The sequence below is a fragment of the Burkholderia sp. AW49-1 genome, assembly GCF_053427845.1.
In genome coordinates, this window is record NZ_JBSAXF010000006.1 from 271,774 (window position 1) to 288,647 (window position 16,874).

Annotated in this window: 17 protein-coding genes; 1 reads left to right on the top strand and 16 read right to left on the bottom strand. The window is 67.1% G+C overall.

Translation table 11 applies throughout. The features are described 5' to 3' along the window. Positions 1-131: 131 nt before the first annotated feature. The 15 genes from ACV22W_RS12905 to ACV22W_RS12975 form a co-directional block, all read right to left on the bottom strand. Positions 132-359, bottom strand: coding sequence for a DUF3079 domain-containing protein (locus ACV22W_RS12905; RefSeq protein WP_448019631.1), 228 nt, complete (start codon positions 357-359; stop codon positions 132-134). 207 nt (positions 360-566) lie between these two features. Further along, positions 567-1,967 carry an MFS transporter gene (locus ACV22W_RS12910; RefSeq protein WP_448019633.1) on the bottom strand — a complete coding sequence of 467 codons (1,401 nt, stop codon included), beginning with the start codon at positions 1,965-1,967 and terminating at the stop codon, positions 567-569. A 28-nt stretch (positions 1,968-1,995) separates the two neighbouring features. Continuing rightward, positions 1,996-3,240: an NAD(P)/FAD-dependent oxidoreductase gene (locus tag ACV22W_RS12915; protein ID WP_448019635.1), complete on the bottom strand. Its 1,245-nt coding sequence runs from the start codon at positions 3,238-3,240 to the stop codon at positions 1,996-1,998. Beyond that, entirely contained in the window at positions 3,237-4,199 is a 963-nt protein-coding gene (locus tag ACV22W_RS12920) for a VOC family protein (protein WP_059698302.1), read from the bottom strand. Before ACV22W_RS12920 ends, ACV22W_RS12915 begins: the two co-directional genes overlap by 4 nt. An 18-nt stretch (positions 4,200-4,217) precedes the next feature. Beyond that, a complete protein-coding gene (locus tag ACV22W_RS12925; RefSeq protein WP_124488176.1) occupies positions 4,218-5,708 on the bottom strand; it encodes an aldehyde dehydrogenase in 1,491 nt (496 codons plus the stop codon). Between the two features lie 89 nt (positions 5,709-5,797). Then, the gene (locus ACV22W_RS12930; protein ID WP_059526438.1) at positions 5,798-6,625 is read right to left on the bottom strand and encodes an aspartate dehydrogenase; all 828 of its coding nucleotides are present in this window, start codon (positions 6,623-6,625) and stop codon (positions 5,798-5,800) included. After that, positions 6,618-8,288, bottom strand: coding sequence for a thiamine pyrophosphate-binding protein (locus tag ACV22W_RS12935; RefSeq protein WP_448019638.1), 1,671 nt, complete (start codon positions 8,286-8,288; stop codon positions 6,618-6,620). The genes ACV22W_RS12930 and ACV22W_RS12935 overlap by 8 nt, the downstream gene beginning before the upstream one ends. Beyond that, positions 8,281-9,078: an SDR family oxidoreductase gene (locus tag ACV22W_RS12940; protein ID WP_448019639.1), complete on the bottom strand. Its 798-nt coding sequence runs from the start codon at positions 9,076-9,078 to the stop codon at positions 8,281-8,283. Before ACV22W_RS12940 ends, ACV22W_RS12935 begins: the two co-directional genes overlap by 8 nt. Then, the gene (locus ACV22W_RS12945) at positions 9,075-9,932 is read right to left on the bottom strand and encodes an IclR family transcriptional regulator (RefSeq protein ID WP_448019641.1); all 858 of its coding nucleotides are present in this window, start codon (positions 9,930-9,932) and stop codon (positions 9,075-9,077) included. The genes ACV22W_RS12940 and ACV22W_RS12945 overlap by 4 nt, the downstream gene beginning before the upstream one ends. Then, the gene (locus ACV22W_RS12950; RefSeq protein WP_448019643.1) at positions 9,929-10,825 is read right to left on the bottom strand and encodes an alpha/beta fold hydrolase; all 897 of its coding nucleotides are present in this window, start codon (positions 10,823-10,825) and stop codon (positions 9,929-9,931) included. Before ACV22W_RS12950 ends, ACV22W_RS12945 begins: the two co-directional genes overlap by 4 nt. 18 nt (positions 10,826-10,843) lie before the next feature. Next, positions 10,844-11,371: a cupin domain-containing protein gene (locus ACV22W_RS12955; RefSeq protein WP_059526452.1), complete on the bottom strand. Its 528-nt coding sequence runs from the start codon at positions 11,369-11,371 to the stop codon at positions 10,844-10,846. Between the two features lie 34 nt (positions 11,372-11,405). Beyond that, positions 11,406-12,176, bottom strand: a complete 771-nt coding sequence (locus ACV22W_RS12960) for an SDR family oxidoreductase (protein WP_448019645.1) — start codon at positions 12,174-12,176, stop codon at positions 11,406-11,408. Further along, positions 12,169-13,239 carry an aromatic ring-hydroxylating dioxygenase subunit alpha gene (locus ACV22W_RS12965; protein ID WP_448019646.1) on the bottom strand — a complete coding sequence of 357 codons (1,071 nt, stop codon included), beginning with the start codon at positions 13,237-13,239 and terminating at the stop codon, positions 12,169-12,171. The genes ACV22W_RS12960 and ACV22W_RS12965 overlap by 8 nt, the downstream gene beginning before the upstream one ends. Before the next feature lie 54 nt (positions 13,240-13,293). Beyond that, positions 13,294-13,605 carry a recombinase-like helix-turn-helix domain-containing protein gene (locus ACV22W_RS12970; protein WP_059526461.1) on the bottom strand — a complete coding sequence of 104 codons (312 nt, stop codon included), beginning with the start codon at positions 13,603-13,605 and terminating at the stop codon, positions 13,294-13,296. Position 13,606: 1 nt separating this feature from the next. Further along, positions 13,607-13,924: a non-heme iron oxygenase ferredoxin subunit gene (locus tag ACV22W_RS12975; RefSeq protein ID WP_006758060.1), complete on the bottom strand. Its 318-nt coding sequence runs from the start codon at positions 13,922-13,924 to the stop codon at positions 13,607-13,609. A gap of 449 nt (positions 13,925-14,373) precedes the next feature. Between ACV22W_RS12975 and ACV22W_RS12980 the strand changes: the two genes are divergently transcribed. Further along, entirely contained in the window at positions 14,374-15,453 is a 1,080-nt protein-coding gene (locus ACV22W_RS12980) for a porin (protein WP_448019648.1), read from the top strand. Positions 15,454-15,556: 103 nt separating this feature from the next. Here the strand turns inward: ACV22W_RS12980 and ACV22W_RS12985 are convergent, their stop codons facing one another. Beyond that, positions 15,557-16,501 carry an IclR family transcriptional regulator gene (locus ACV22W_RS12985; protein WP_059526468.1) on the bottom strand — a complete coding sequence of 315 codons (945 nt, stop codon included), beginning with the start codon at positions 16,499-16,501 and terminating at the stop codon, positions 15,557-15,559. Positions 16,502-16,874: the final 373 nt, after the last annotated feature.

A 16,874-nucleotide genomic window follows, 5' to 3' on the forward strand; every position in this document is an offset into this window, starting at 1 on the left:
TCCAGGCCGCCGGGCGTCTCGCCCGCTTCAAGATGCGTGTTTTATGCATCTTTTTCATGATGTTTCGGCGCACCGTCGGCTACCGTGACGCAGATCAAGGAAGCGCGCGCATGCGGTGGGACAACTTGTCGCTATGACTGCCCGCCCGCCGGCGACGTAGTTGCCTTGTCGTTTTCGTCGTCCGGGCAATCGATGCCCCAGTCGCCGTATCGATACCAGTCTTCGCCGAGCAGTTCGCAAGGGTGCTGAGTCCGGCTGGAGCCGTTGCCGCAACGCATCGCATGCGTCGAGCAGTAGTTGTCGCATCCCCAGCAGATCCGCTCCGGATGCACGGGATGCAGCGGAAATTTCCTGGCCATCGTTGTCGTCCTCCCGGTATCGTTGCGTTCGCTACCGTTCGACTCTAAGTCCGCCGGGAAACGATGCCGATGCGACATTCGTTCGCACCGCACGACCCGCACGACCCGCGCCGCTCGCTCGCGAGCGGGCAAAACGTGAGCGCCGGAAAGCAAGAAAGCCCGGACAATGTCCGGGCTTTCCACGTCAGCCGTTGCGGCCGGCCGCGCTTACGCTTCCAGCGCTTCGAGCACTTTCCCCTTCGTTTCGATGCCGACGAAATGAACGGTCACGGCCGCGATCAGCGGCACGATGCCGATCAGATAGAACGCCGGCGCGAGGTTGCCGCCGATGATCGCGTGCGGCACGATCATCGGCGCCGCGAACGACGCGATCTTCAGCCACGCGCTGCCGAGCCCGCAGCCCGATGCACGGATGCTCGTCGGATACTGCTCCGGCGTATAGACGTACGCGGTGATGAAGCCGGATGCCATCAGCCCCAGCGACAGCGAGCAGAAGGTCGCGACGACATACACCGACGCAGCGTGATAGAAGCCCGCGAACGCCAGCGACGCCGCGCACAGCACGAACGACCACACGATCACCGGCTTGCGGCCGAGCTTGTCGACCAGCAATGCGGACGCGAGCGAACCGAGCACGCCCATCACCGAGCCGATCACCGCGAGATTCAGCGCGAGCTGCAGCGGGGCGTGATAGAAGTTCTTGTAGATCGTCGGCAGCCACGTGGACAGCCCGTACTGAATGAACCCGCAGGTCGCCCACAACGTCGCCACGGCGAGTGTGCGCTTGCGATACGCGGCGCTGAACAGGTCGCTCATCCGGCGCTTCGGGTGCTGGCGGACCATCTCGTCGTACGCGGCCACCTGCGTGACCGGAGGCAGTTCGCCGCGCACCGAGGATTCGAACACACCGACCGCGCGCCCGGCTTCGGAAAGGCGCCCGCGCGAAGCGAGCCAGCGCGGCGATTCCGGCACGAGATGCGTGAGCACCAGCGCGAGGATCAACGGCAGCCCGCCGACGAAGTACATGATCTCCCAGCCGAACCGCGGCACGAGCCATGCGCCCAGTGCCATCGACACCAGCAAACCGATCGGAAACACGATTTCATACAACAGCACGAAGCGGCCGCGGCCGTGCGCACGCGTGATTTCGTTGATGTACGTGGCCGCGACCGGCAGTTCGCCGCCGAGACCGAGCCCCTGTAAAATCCGCAGCAGTACGAACACCTCGAACGTCGGCGCGAAACCGCACGCGATGCTCGTGATGCCGATCACGGCGGAACTCCACGCGATCGCCTTCACACGGCCATGCTTTTCGGCGAGCGCGGGAAACAGGAACGCACCGATCAACTGGCCGATCGCACCGGACGCGATCAGCATGCCGATCTGCGTCGGCGACAGCCCCCACTTGTGAATCAGCAGCGGCAGCGTCGCCGCGATCGTGATCACGTCGAAGCCGTCGAAGAACGTGGCGGTGCCGATCAGCACGCGTGCGCGAATCTGCATCGCGTTGGCCGGAAGCCGCTCGAGCCGCGCGATGATCGCGCCGGGCGTGGAGGCGGCAGCTTCCATCGTGGCCCTGCCGGCCACGACGTTGTCGAAAGTGCTCATGCGGGGTGTCTCCTGGATCGTTCGCCGGTCAGGCAAGCGCTTTGGTCGTGTCCGCCAGGGCTTCCGTATCCACTGCCCGGCCCTGGTTCATCCACTTGCGTGCGAGCTTGAGCTCGCGTGCGTTGTTGATGGCGATGACACCTCTCACATGCCCATCGCCTACGAAAAACAGCGTCGCGCGTCGCGCGGCGATATCGCCGCGCACGACGAGCTGCGCATCGGCCGGCAGATCGCCAAGGATCTGCAGGTTCACGTCGTACTGATCGGACCAGAACCACGGAATCTCCGCGTACGGCACGCGCACGCCGAGCACGGCCTTCGCGGCCGCGATCGCCTGGTTCTGCGCGTTCGCCCACGATTCGAGTCGCACGCGCCGCTTCAGCCAGCCGTTGTGATGGTTCGCCACGTCACCGCACGCGAAGATCGCCGGGTCGCTGGTCGCGCCGAATTCGTCGACGACGATGCCGTCGTCGATCGCCAGGCCCGCGTCGCTCGCCAGCGTCGCGTTCAGCGCGAGGCCGATGCCGGCCACCGCGAAATCCGCGTCGATCGTCGTGCCGTCGGCGAGCGTCGCGCGCACCTTCGACGCGTCGTCCGGTTGCGCGTCGAGTGATGCGAGCGCCGCGCCGAGGCGCACGTCGACACCATTCGCGCGATGCAGGTCGAGCAGGAAGTCCGACACGATCTGCGGCACCGAACGCCCGCACAGACGCGGCGCGCCTTCGACGACGACCGCTTCGACGCCGAGCTTGCGTGCGGTCGCGGCGACTTCGAGGCCGATCCAGCCACCGCCGATCACGAGCACGCGCCGGCTCGCACGCAGCTTCTCGCCGAGCGCGGCCGCTTCGTCGAGCGTGCGCAGGTAGTGCAGGTTCGGCGTCCTGACGATTGCATCAGGCAAGCGACGCGACGTGCCGCCGGTCGCGATCACGAGACGGTCGTATTCGATCTCGAGGCCGCCTTCAGTCTTCACCACGCGGCGCGCACGGTCGATCGACACTGCGCGTTCCGGCTGCCACGCCTCGACGTTCAGCGCGTCGAATTCGTCCGGGCGCACGACGCGCACCGTTTCGATGTCGGCATCGCCCGCCAGCACGGCTTTCGACAGCGGCGGGCGCTCGTACGGAAGGTGCGGCTCGTCGGCGATCATCACGAGGCGACCCGCGAATCCTTCCGCGCGCAGCGTCTTCAGCACCCAGCCGGCGGCCTGGCCGCCGCCGACCACGACGACCGTCCCCGGCGCGGGCTGCTCCCGCGTATTCGCTTCGGTCATGATTTGCGCTCCGTCATGAACTTGCCTTCCGGTGCCTTCGCGTTCTTCTGCCGGCGCGTGTTGCCGTCGAGGCCGCCGTCGACGGCCCATTCGGCGAACACGGTCGGGCCCGGCTCGAATTCGCGCGGCTGCCATTCGGGCGTCAGCACGTCCTCGTCCGCGTAGTACTCGATCAATGCGCCGGCCGGATTCTGGAAGTACCAGAAGTACGCGGACGACACCGGATGACGCCCCGGGCCGAGTTGCGTTTCCCAGCCGCAGCGGTCGATGTGCATGCCGCCGCCGAACACTTCGTGGATATCGCGCACGGTGAACGCGACGTGGTTCAGGCCGCGCTTTCCGTTCGGCAACGCGAGCAGGAACAGGTCGTGGTGGCCGCCGTGCGGCGCGCAGCGCATGAACGCGCCGCGGCCCGGATAGCGATCCGACGTCTCGAAGCCGAGCAGCTCGTGATAGAACTTTTCCTGCGCGTCGAGGCAGTTCGTGAAGAACACGACGTGGCCGACCTCGACCGGCTCGGCGCGCGCATAGATCGGGCTCGGCTGGTCGACCCGCGCCGTCCGGCCCCACACGTTCGACGGCGAGCCGGTGATGTCGAGCGCGCGCTTGCGCGTCACCTCGATGCGGATCGCCATGCCGTTCGGGTCGATGCACCCGACCGCATCGTCCTGCGCGTAATAGCCGGGCTGGCCGGCCAGCTTCGCGCGCAACGCGTCGACTTCCTGCTGCGTCGCGACGCCCCACGTGACTTCGCGCAGCGTCGGACCCGCCTCGAACGCGGGCGGCAGCGACGGATCGTCGGCCTTGACGACCAGCACGGTGCAGCCGTTCAGCGTTTCGAAGCGTGCGCGCGTGTCGTCGTGCGCGACTTCCTTCAGCCCCCAGTCGGCGAAAAAGCGCCGGCACGTCGCGAGGTCGTCGACACCGTACGTGATCTGCTCGATACCCAAGATGCTCATTGCGTCATTCCCCTTCGCTCAGTTCGCCCACGGCAGCGGCGCGTCGTTCAAGCCCCAGTAGAGGCTCTTCTGCTGCATGTACTCGCGGATGCCGAGACGGCCCTTCTCGCGGCCCATCCCGCTCTCCTTCCAGCCCGAGAACGGCGTGGAGATCGAAAACAGCTTGTACGTGTTGATCCAGACGGTGCCCGTCTCGAGCGCGCGCGCGATGCGCCATGCGCGCTTGTAGTCGCGCGTCCAGATGCCGGCGGCAAGGCCGAACACACTGTCGTTCGCCTGCGCGATCAGCGACGCTTCGTCGTCGAACGGCATCGCGACCAGCACCGGTCCGAAGATTTCCTCCTGGCAGATGCGCGCGCTGTTCGGCAAGCCTTCGAGAATCGTCGGCTGGTAGAAGAAGCCGTCCTCACGCCCGTCGCCCGACGGCCGCTCGCCGCCGCACAGCAGACGGCCGCCTTCCTCCAGCCCGAGCGCGACGTAGCGCTCCACCGATTCGCGATGCTTCGCGGTGATCAGCGGGCCCATCTGCGTGTCGGGCCGCGTCGGGTCGCCCACGCGCAGCTTGCGCGCGCCGGCCACCAGCCGCTTCATGAATTCGTCGTACACCGAGCGCTGCACGAACAGCCGCGAACCCGCGATGCACGCCTCGCCCGACGAACTGAAGATGCCGTACAGCACGCCGTTGACCGCGTGATCGAGATCCGCGTCGTCGCACACGATCGTCGGCGACTTGCCGCCGAGCTCCAGCGACACGGGCATCAGCTTTTCCGCCGCGATGCGCGCGATGCCGCGACCCACTTCGGTGCCGCCGGTAAACGACACCTTCTTCACGAGCGGATGGCGCACGAGCACGTCGCCGATCACCGAGCCCTTGCCGGGCAGCACGCTCAGCACGCCCTTCGGCACGCCGGCCTCCTCGCAGATGCGCGCCAGCGCGAGTGAGACGAGCGGAGTGACTTCGGCCGGCTTGAGCACCACTGCGTTGCCGCCGGCGAGCGCCGGCGCGAGCTTCTGCGCGTCGGATGCGATCGGCGAGTTCCAAGGCGTGATCGCCGCGATCACGCCGATCGGCTCGTGCACGCTCATCGTCAGGTAGTCGCCGCGCGACGGCGTGAGTTCTTCGTCGAGCGTTTCCAGGCACGCCGCGAAATAACGGAACGTGTTGGCCGCGCTCGCCACCAGCACGCGCGTCTCGCCGATCGGCTTGCCGTTGTCGCGGCGCTGCAGGTTCGCGAGCGCCTCGTGACGCTGCATGATCAGGTCGGCGATGCGGTACAGCACCAGCGCGCGCTGGTGCGGCTTGAGGCCCGCCCAGTCGGCGCGTCGCCACGCGGCGTCGGCGGCCACGACGGCGTCGGCCGCGTCTTCCGCGTTCGCCGTCGATACTTCCATGTTCAGCGACTGGTCGGCCGGATAGATGCTCGCGTAAGGCGCGCCGCGACCGCGCCGCCACTCGCCGCCGATCAGGATGTCGCCGTTGGGTACGAGGCTCGTATCGAATGGAGTCATGTCACAAGTCCCACAAATCTGTCTCTGCGCAGCCGCCCGCGCCGTGGCGCCGGCGGCCGTTCAATGGCCCGAATGGCTGCGTCGCCCGCTCAGATCACGCAGCGGGCCGCGCGATTGCGCAGCGCGCGGATCGCGCTGTACGCGGTCAACGCGGACGTCTTCGGGTTGTCGGGCAACGGCTTGCCGCTCATTTCGAGCGACATCTCGCCGAACGCGCCGCGTGCGGTGATGCGGTGCACGTTGCGCGCGACGGCCGGATCGGCGATCAGGCGCACGCGCGTCGCGTCGAGGCCGAGGCCCGCGAGCGCGACCGTCGCCGCGACGTTCGCGTTCTTCGGATACAGCCGTGCGGCGTCGCGTGCGGTGCCTTCGAAGATGACCTTCTCTTCGGTCATCGCGCGCAAGTCGCACAACGCCTCGGCGGGTGTGCCGAGCCAGCCGAGAGGCGGCTTGCGGCCGACGTACAGCACTTCGTCGAGGCCGCCCTGCTTCGCCGACGCCAGCGCGTCGATTCCACCGATCGCGCCGGACAGCAGCGTCAGCGTCGCGTCGCCTTCGTCGGCGGCCCGCGACAGCACGTCGAGCAGCGCGAGGTCGGACAGCGCGCCGATCGATGCCACCGCGCAATCGGTGCCGGCCTTCAGCAACGGTACGACGTGATCGACGAGCGCGCTGTGACCCGCGCACTCGAGCGCGAATTCGGGGCGGCGGGCCAATGCGTCGACCGACGACACGACCTCCACCGCGCCGCCGAGCTCGCGCTGCACCGCGTCGCGCTGGTGCTCGGGCACGATCACGTGCGCGACGCGCAACGAGGCGTCATGCTCGACCGCGCGATACACCGCCGCACCGATCGCGCCGAAGCCGATCATCGCGATGTCGACGGGCGCATGCCCGCGGGCGTGGCCGTTACGCATACTGCCGCTCCGACGGCGTTTCTTCCTTCTTCACCGGCGGGCCCGCGAATGCCGATGCGAACGAGCCGACCGACAGCATGTCGACCTCGACCATCACCGGCCCTTCCTTCGCGATGCCTTCGCGCACGATCGCTTCGGCCTGGTCGAGCGACGAGATCCGGTAGTGCGTGAGGCCGAAACTTGCGCAGAACTGCGCGAAATCCGGCTGGTGCAGCTGCACGAAGCAGCGGCGGCCACCGTAGTGCGCGTCCTGGATGTTGCGGATCACGCCGTAGCACTGGTCGTTCATCAGCACGATCATCACGTTCGCGTTTTCCTGCACGGCCGTCACGAGCTCGCCGACGTTGACCATCAGGCCGCCGTCGCCGACCAGGCAGACCGTCTTCGCCGCCGCGCCGGCCAGCGCCGCGCCGATGCCCATCTGGATGCCCTGGCCGATGCCGCCGCCGAGCGCATGCACGCCCGAGCGCGGTTCGAAGATCTTCAGCAGGCGGTTGCCCCACGTGCTGTTCGAGATCGTCACGTCGCGCACCCAGTTGTAGTCGCGGCCCACCGCGCCCTGCAACGTATCGACCAGCTTCTTGTAGGGCCCGAGGCCTTCCGACACGCTGGCGACGGCCTGCTCGCGCGCCGCCGCGAGATCGGCCGCGAACCGCGGATCGACGGACAGGCGGCCTTCGAGGCGATCGGCCAGCTCGGCCAGCACGCGCTTCGAATCGCCGTGCACGAACAGCTCGTTGCGATAGCCGCGGTTGTCGGCGAGCGCGTCGGCGTCGATGCGGAACAGCGGCTGCGGCAGCGCGAGCTTGTATTTCAGCGTCTCGTTGCCGCGCAGGCGCGAGCCGACCACGACGAGCGCGTCGCAGGTCTTGTAAAACGCTTCGACGCACGCATGCACGTTGAACGCGCCGAGCGTCGCCGGATGATCTTCCGGCAGCACGCCGCGGCCCTGCACGCTCGTCACGACGCCGAAGCCGAGCTTCACCAGGCGTTCGACTTCCGCACGGGCGTGCCGCGCGCCGCCGCCGATCCACAACAGCGGACGACGCTTGGCCGCCAGCGCGTCGGCGAGCTTCGCGACGCGCGCTTCGTCGTGCTCGCGCACCGCGACGTGCGCGGGTGCGAGGTCTTCCGGCCATTCGATTTCGGCGGCCTGGATGTCGATCGGAATCTCGACCGACACGGGGCCCGTCGGCGCGGTCTGCGCGATGCGCACCGCTTCGCGGATCGTCGGCAGCACGGTCTCGACCGTGCGCACGCGGAACGCGGCCTTCGAAATCGCGTCGAGCATCGTGAGCTGGTCCGGCGCTTCGTGGATGTAGGCCAGATCCTGATCCAGATACGGCGTCTCGATCTGCCCCGTGATGTGCAGCAGCGCCGTGCCGGCCGTCAGCGCCTCGACCATCGCGCCGGCCGCGTTGCCCGCCGCCGTGCCCGTGCTCGTGAACGCGACGCCGAGACCACCCGACACGCGAGCCAGACCGTCGGCCATGTTCACCGCGCCTGCTTCACCGCGCGCGCCGACATACCGGATGTTGCCGCGCGAGTTGATCGCGTCGAGGATCGGCATGTTGTGGATCGAGATGACACCGAATGCGGTTTTGACGTCGCACTGCTCGAGAAAGGCGGCAATCAGCTCGCCAACCGTGGTTTTTTTAGACATGGCGTGCAAAGCCTCCAGAAACGTCGATATGGCTGCCCGTCGTGTAGGACGACAGATGCGTTGCGAGATAAAAAAGTGCCCAGGCTGCCTCGTCAGGCTTGCCGAAGCGGTTCAGCGGAATGTTCTTCTTGCGGGCAAGCGCGCCCGTCCAGTCCTCCCAGCTTTCGCCGGCCTGCGCTTGCGCTTCGTAGCGGCGGCGCCACTGCCCCGACTCGACGATGCCGATCAGGATCGAGTTCACGCGGACGCGCTGCGGCGCGAGTTCGGTCGCGAGCGACTTCACGAGACTCAGCACGCCCGCGCGCGCCGACGACGTTGCAACCATGTGCGGCTCGGGCTGCAGCGCGAGCAGCGAGTTCACGCAGGTGATCGTCGGCGCTTGCGCGTCGCGCAGCAGCGGCAGGAACGCGCGGGTCGGGCGGATGATGCTGAAGTACTTCAGTTCGAGTTCTTCGCGCCATGCGTCGTCGGTGGTGTCGGCGAAGGTCGACACGCGGCCCTGGCCAGCGTTGTTGACCAGCATGTCGGCGCGGCCGAAGCGGTCGGACACGGCCTGCGCGAACGCGGCCACATCGGCTTCGTCGAGCACGTTGCAGCGCACGGCGAGCAGTTGCGCGCCCGGATATTTCTCGTCGAGCAGCGCTTGCGCGCGCGCGAGGCGTTCGCCGTCACGGCCGCAAATCGCGACCGACGCGCCGGCCTGCAGGAACCGCTCGGCAGTCGCGAGGCCGATGCCGGACGAGCCGCCCGTCACCACCGCCACCTGCCCCGTCAGATCGATCTCAATCATCGGAGTCCTAAAGCCTTCATAAACGTGTGCTCGTCATCCGAGCGGTAATTGAGCCGCCGCGACAGTTCTGCCGCTGCGCGCTGCACCTTGTCGATCAGGCCGTCGGCGATCAGCGCCGCGTCGATCTCCGGCCGGGGCACCGTCACCGTGATGCACGCGACGATCTTCTGCGTGTCGTTGCGCACCGGCGCCGTGACCACCGAAATGCCGCGTTCGAACGACGAATTGCTGACGCCGTAGCCGCGCAGCGCATCCTCGCGGATCACTTCGTACAGCGCATCGACCGTCTCCGGCGTCGCGCTCGTCATCCGGTTCAGCGTGCTTTCCGGATACAGCGCGCGCAGTTCCTGAAGCGACAGGTCGCCCATCAGCACGTGACCGTGGGTCGTCGCATGCGCGGGTAGCCGCGTGCCGACGTTCACGCGAATCGAGCTGAACACCGGCGACTGGCTCTGCGCCTTCGCGACGAACACCACGTCGCGGCCGTCACGGATCACGATGTGCGTCGTGAAGCCGGTCGCGTCGCGCAGGCTTTCGATCACCGGCAGGCCGAGATCGGTCAGCTCGAGCGAGCTCAGGTATTCGAAGCCGAGCCGCAACACGGCGATGCCGAGCTTGTAGTTGCGATCCTTGTCCGCGCGCTCGAGAAAGCCGAGCGATTCGAGCGTCTGCAGCAGACGGAACACCGTCGTGCGTGGAATACCGAGCCGCTTGGACAACTCCGGCGCGCCGAGCACCGGCTCACGCGGCGAGAATTCGGCGAGGATTCGCAAACCGCGTTCGAGGCCCGGCACCACGTAGTTGGCCTCGGACTTCGCGGCGTCCGCATCCTGTTGTTGCAACGGTTCGCTCATTCCAGCCCCCGTTGGCGATCGCATTGACGGCAGAACGTGTCGATCAGCGACGAATAAACCGCCGGTGCTTCCACGTAACCCGCATGACCGGCCTGCGGAATCACCTGCAACCCGACGTGCGCGGCGGCTGCGATGCGCTCGCACGCGGCAGGCGGCGTGATCGCGTCGTTCGCGCCGACCGCCACCGCGGTGCGGCCGCGAAAGCCGGCGAGATCGGACGCGAGATCGGCGTTCGCGAGCAGATGCGTGGCCTGCGCATAGCCGGCCGGCACGATGCGCGCCATGTTCCAGCGCACCCACGCACGCGCATCCTCGCTCGCGAAACCCGACAGCATGTTGCCGCTGCGCTGCTCGGCGAGCCCGGCCGGGCCGAGTTCCTCGAGCATGGCAAGGCGTGCATCGCGGCGCGTGTCGCGCGTCTCGGCGGGCGCGCTGCCGTAACCGCCCGCGGGCGAGATCAGCAGCAGGCCGGCGATCCGCGCGGGCATCACGCGGGCCAACCCGCCCGCGACGATCGCGCCGAGCGAATGCCCGACCAGCACGCAGCGTTCGATGCCGAGTGCCTCGAGCCACGCGTTCAGCGACGCCGCGTAATCGGTGGCCGCCGGCGACGCGCCGTGCACGGGCGTCGACACGCCGTAGCCGGGCGCATCCCACGCGAGCACGCGCCGCGACGCGCCGAGCGCGTCGAGCTGGCGCACCCACGATGCGGCGCCCGAGCCGATCCCGTGCAGCAGCACGACGGGCAGCGCGTGGCCCGCATGCTGCGCGCCGGCCTCGCGATAACCGATCGTGCCCGCCGCGCCGGCCGCGCAGCGCCGTTCGGGAAACTGCCCGAGCAGCGCGGCGAACGCCGCGGTGCGGTCGCGTTCACGTTTGTCGATGACACTCATTGCTTGCTCCGCCCCGTCTCAGCGCTTGATCTTCGCGAGCGGCGAATCCGGCGGATACGTCGGCGTGATGGGCTTCGGCGAACCGAGCATCACGCACATCAGCGCGTCTTCCTCGCCGATGTTGATTTCCGTGCGATACACGCCCGGCGGCACCGAGATCAGGTCGCGCTCGCCGAGGATCGCTTCCCAGGTCTCGCCGTCGCGCTCGCAGATCACCTTCATCTTGCCGCGCAGCACGAAGAAGATTTCCTCGACGTCGATGTGGATGTGGCTCGGGCCGATGTTGCCGGCTGGAATGACCATCGTCGAAAACGTGAAGTTGCCGGCCGGCACCGTGTTGACGTCCTTCGCGACGCCCGTGCCGCCCGTGCCGACGTAGCGCATCTGCGCACGGCGATACTTCGGGTCGTAGTCGGCCTGGAACTTCAGCGCGTCCCAGTCGTAGCGCCGCGTCGCGTAGCGCGCGACACGCCCTTCCATCCAGTCGCCGAAGCTTGCGCCGTCCGGCTGGTCCCACGACTTGCGTTCGAGATCTGCGTCCGCCATCGTCCTCTCCTTCATTCAGAGTGAAAACTTCAATTCAATTCATTACGAAGCCGCCGTTCACCGGCAGCAGTTGACCCGTCACGAAGCGCGCGCCGTCCGACAGCAGAAACAGCACGGGGCCCGTCACGTCGTCGGGCACCTGCGCGCGCGTCAGCGCGCGGCCCTGCATGTAGAACGCGTGCCGTTCGGCCGGCACGTAGGCCGTCGCCTCGACTTCGGTGAGCCCCGGCGCGATCGCGTTGACCGTCACACCGTGCGCGCCGAACTCGCGTGCCTGCGCATGCGTCATCGCGATCACGGCGCCCTTGCTGGCGACGTACGCGAGCAGCTTCGGCGCGCCCCAGAGCGCCGTGTCCGATGCGAGGTTCACGATCGCGCCGCGCCCCGACTGCGCGAGGTGCGGCAGCGCCGCATTGCTGACGAGCCACACGCCGCGCACGTTCACGTTCATCACGGCATCCCAGGTCGACACGTCGAGTTCCGTCGACAGCTTGCCGCCCGAGTTTGTGATCGCCGCGTTGTTGATCAGCGCATCGATGCCGCCGAGCGCCGCCGCACCCTGCGCGACGAATGCGTCGACGCTCGCCGGATCGGCCAGGTCGAGCGCGAAGAAATGCGCGGTGTGGCCGGCTTGCGTGAGTTGCGCGGCCAGCGCACGGCCCTCTTCGACGAGCACGTCGCCGAACGCGATCTGCGCGCCCGCGGCGACCAGCGCCTTCACGAATGCCGCGCCCAGACCGCGCGCGCCGCCCGTGACGAGCACGCGGCGCCCCGGCAGCGACACCACCGGTGCGAACTCAGCCATTCGCGGGCTCCGATGCGGCCTGCGCCGCACGGTGCGCGTCGAGCGCGGACAGGTGTTCCTGCGCGCGCTGGCGCAGCATCCGGCGCACGCGCGTGATGCCGACGTCGTGCTGATACAGGTATTCGTGATCGCGCGCGTGCGGCGCGAGGCTCTCGAGGACGTAGCGGTCCTGCTCGAGCACGTCCCAATGCAGGCCCTCGAGGCGGTTGCGGTACATGAAGCGCCACACGTCGCGCTGCCAGCCGCTGACCTTGCGGGTGCGCCAGAAGTAGACCTGGCAGTTGTCGCCGTCGACCGGCGTCGCGAAGCCGATGATCCCGAAGTTGCCGCCCGGGCCGAACTTCTGCTTGTACGGAATCGCGAGACGCATCCACAGGCAGCCCGTTTCACCGAGCTCGACCCAGTCGAAGTTCACGTCGCGCTGGCCGATCTTCTCGAACATCAGGCCCGTTTCCGTCTTGCGCACGCGCATGTCGGCCTGCTTGTCGCCTTCGGCCATCGAGTGCGACGTCGCGTGGAGATACGCGCCGTGCATCGGGTCCATCACGTTGTCGATCGCGTACTGGTAATTGCACTTCCAGTTCGACACGCACAGGAAGTGGCCGTATTCCTCGGCGACCAGTTCTTCCGGCAGGTTCAGCGGCGCCGGCTCGCCATGCGCCTCGTCGCCGAACCACAGGAAGATCGCGCCGGCCTTCTCCTCGACCGGATACGACTTCACGCACTTCGTGCCTTCGAGCGGACAGTTCGCGACCGCCGGCACGCGATTGACGGTGCCGCCGCCGTCGACTTCGATGCCGTGATACCAGCAGGCGATGTTGCCGCCGAGGTTCCAGCCGAGCGACAGGCGCGCGCCGCGGTGCGGGCAGCGATCTTCCAGCGCGTGAACCTTGCCCTCGTGATCGCGCCACAGCACGATCTGCTCGGACAGGCGCGTGAGGCCGACGGGCGCGTTCGACACCTGCCAGCTCGGGGCAACGGGATACCAGTAGTTCTTGATGCCGCGATCGAGATAGTCGCGGACCGGGTCGTGTTGTGTTTCGTGTTGTGCGGGGGACGTCATCAGTGTGCTCCGGATGCGGTTGTCGTCGGGTCGGCGGTCACGCGTCGCGTGCGCTCATTCCGCCAGCGAGGCCATTTCGGCGCGGAAGCGCTCGGGCGTCCACGCCGTGCCGTCCGGCGCGCGGAAGCCGATGCGGTTCAGGCCCGCGACGACATCGTCCAGCTCGGTCGCGCCGCTCTCGAACACGCGTTCGAGCGCATCGCCGAGGTCGTTTTCATATTGGGTCGGCTCGGCCTTGCGGTTCTGCCAGACGCGGTTCTCGACCTGGCCCGGGATCTCGATCTGCCCCTTGCCGGCGACGTTGTTCGGCTGCGGCGCCACCCACGGCTTCAGGAAGGGATTGAAGTTGACGGTCGCTTCTTTCATGTCATTCCACCTTGATCTGGATTTCCTCGCCGGCCAGCCGCACCGCGTACTGCTTCAGCGCGCGGCCGCCCGGGCCCTTCAGGCATTCGCCCGTCTTGATGTCGAACACGGCCTCGTGCAGCGGACATTCGACCGTGCCTTCGTCGACGAACCCCTGCGTCAGCAGCGCGTATGCATGCGGACACACGTTCTCGAGCGCATACACCTCGTCGCCGACGCGGTAGATCCCGATTTCGACGCCGTCGGTCCGCTTGAACTCGATCGGCGTGTCTTCCGACAGCGCGCCGGCGTGCCCGGCGCAAACCCATTGTTCAGACATCTCACACCCTTCCTTCTGATCGACTCTCGGTTCGCTCCGGATTTGTTCCATATCCGGAACAGCAGTTTATGGATGGTGATTATAGGAGCGACCTTCCACGAGTAAAACAAAAAGCTGCATGTCCTAGGGAAAACACCGACCGACCGGTCGACGGTCGGGCCCGTCACTCGCGTCAATTGTGATTTTTTGTTTTATTGCAGGGGTTTAAGCCCGATTTCCAGGATTCTCGACCTGCTGTTGCGGATCGTCTTCGAGCCCATCCGGCCCGATAAATTTATTTTTGATACTTTGCGGGACGCCTCTATACTCCATTCCATCAGAGGCACGTTGTTCCTTATATGGAACATAAAAATGCCCACCAGTGGTGAAGAAAGCGTGCGACGGCCGGCCGTCCTCGTGCCCGCCGCCACGGTACGTTCCTCATCAGGTTTGGAGAGTCAGGAGATCAAATGGTCAAGCACGCGGTAGCAGCAGCAATCATCGGAATGGGTGCGGTGTCGGGCGCCTGGGCACAGAGCAGCGTGGTGCTTTACGGCAGCATGGATGCCGGCGTCGCCTATGTGAACAACGTCGGCGGCCATGCGAAGTGGGCAATGATCCAGGGCAACACGCAGCCCGACCGTTGGGGCCTGAAAGGCAAGGAAGACCTCGGCGGCGGCCTGTCGGCGATCTTCCAGCTGGAAAACGGCTTCTATACGAACAACGGCCAGTTCGCGACCGCGAACACGATCTGGAACCGCGCGGCGTTCGTCGGCCTCAGCTCCGACCGCTACGGCACGCTGACGCTCGGCCGGCAGACGCCGCTGACGTTCGACTACCTCGATCCGCTCAGCACAGCGTATCTCGCGATGAGCTGGTACGCGTTCCACCCCGGCAACATCGACGGGCTCGCCGCGACCGGCAACGTGCCGTACAACAACGCGGTCAAGTACCGTTCGCCGAGCTTCGCCGGCTTCTCGGCCGCGGCGATGATGGCGTTCGGCAACACGACGAATTTCTCGACCGGCAAGTCGGTCGGTGTCGCGCTGAACTATGCGAACGGGCCGTTCAAGGCGTCGGCCGTGTATTCGAACGAGCACGACCGCTCGATCCTGATCGGCCAGACGGGCATCACATCGTTCCAGGGGCAGAACACCGCGAACGGCTATATCGCGAACAAGGTCGAGAACATCGGCGCGGGCGCGTCGTACCAGTTCGGCGACTTCCTCGTGCACGGCCTCTACACGCGCACGAAGATGCAGTCGAACGGGTTTTCCGACACGTTCCAGAGCTACGACGCGGGTGTGAACTACCGCAGCAGCGCGTTCAACACGATCGCGGGTGGCGCGGCGACCACGACGCTGGCCGGCCGCCGCTGGACGCAGGTCGAGCTCGGCGATATCTATTCGTTATCCAAGCGCACGCAGTTGTACGCGAACGTGCTATACGAGCACGGTTCGGGCGGCGCGAAGGCCGCGTTCTTCACGGCCGGCGCGTCGAGCACCGCGAACCAGGTGATCGTGCTGACCGGCATCCACCATTCGTTCTGAGCGGCGACGGGCGCACGCGCCCGGGGCCGGAAACGAAAAGAGCAGCCCGCGGGCTGCTCTTTTTCATTGGCGTTGGATGGATAACGCGTGCTCGCGCCACGGATCAGAACATCGCGACCCGATGACGCGCGTGCGCGAACGTCGGATCGCTTTCGAGCGGCCGGTAGTTCAGGCGCTGCGACAGGTCGACCGCCGCACCGCACACCGCTTCGACGAGCCGCTCCTTCTCGCCGGCCTCGCCGATCTCCGATCGCGGCACCGTCGCGGTGATCGCCGCGACGATCGCGCCCGAATGGTCGCGCACGGGCGCGGTCACGGCCGAGATGCCGCTCTCGAACGCGGCCTCGCTGACCGCATAGCCGAGCCGCGCGTAGTGACGCACGCGCTCGTACAGCTCGTCGACCGTGCCAGGCGTGCGCTCGGTGAACTGTTCGAGCCGTTTTTCCGGATACAGCTGGCGCAACGCGTCGCGCGTGAGGTCGCCCATCAGCACATGGCCGTGCACGGTCGCGTGCGCGGGCAGCCGCGTGCCGACGTGCACCTTCACCGAACCGAACATCGACGTGTTGCTCTGCGCCTTCGCGACGAACACGACATCGCGCTGATCGCGGATCAGCAGGTGCGTCGACAGGCCCGTCGCGTCGCGCAGCCGTTCGAGCACGGGCGTGCCGAGATCGGTCAGTTCCAGCGAATTCAGGTATTCGAAGCCGAGCCGCAGCACGCCGACGCCGAGCCGGAAATAGCGGTCGCCGTTCACGCGCTCGAGAAAGCCGAGCGCCTCGAGCGTCTGCAGCAGGCGGAAGGTGGTCGTGCGCGGGATGCCGATGCGCTTCGACAGCTCGGGCGCGCCGAGCACCGGCTCGCGCGCGGAGAATTCGGCGAGGATCCGCAGCCCGCGTTCGAGGCCCGGGACCAGATACGACGACGCGCCGCCCGACGATTCGTCGTCGCCCGCGCCCTGCTTCGGCGCGTCGTGGTCGACGTCGTCGCCCGCTGTCGCGCGCGGCGCGCTTGCCGGCTTCGCCGGCGGTTTCGATGCGCCGCTCATCGGTGGATTGACCCTCTGCACATGGACGGAATGGAAGCGTTCACGAACGACCCGCAATGCTTGATTATGGATTTTCGACCGGAGCGGATCAACACGATCCGGCTCGGGCAGCCGAAGGCCCGATGCGCCCGAACGGGCCGCTGGGCCCTCATATAGCCGGATGCGATCGAAAGGATAACAGCGATAGACGGGAGTGCCCACCGAAACGTCGCCGGGTGCATCCACGACCGGCGAACGAGGTGGCGGCATGCGCGGCGAGCGCCACGCGGACACGCGACGCGATGCGTGACGTGCGACGGCCAAGCGAGGGAATCGGGGAACCGGAAAGGGAGGAGAAAAGCGACCGACAACGCAAGACCCCGCCGATCCGCGA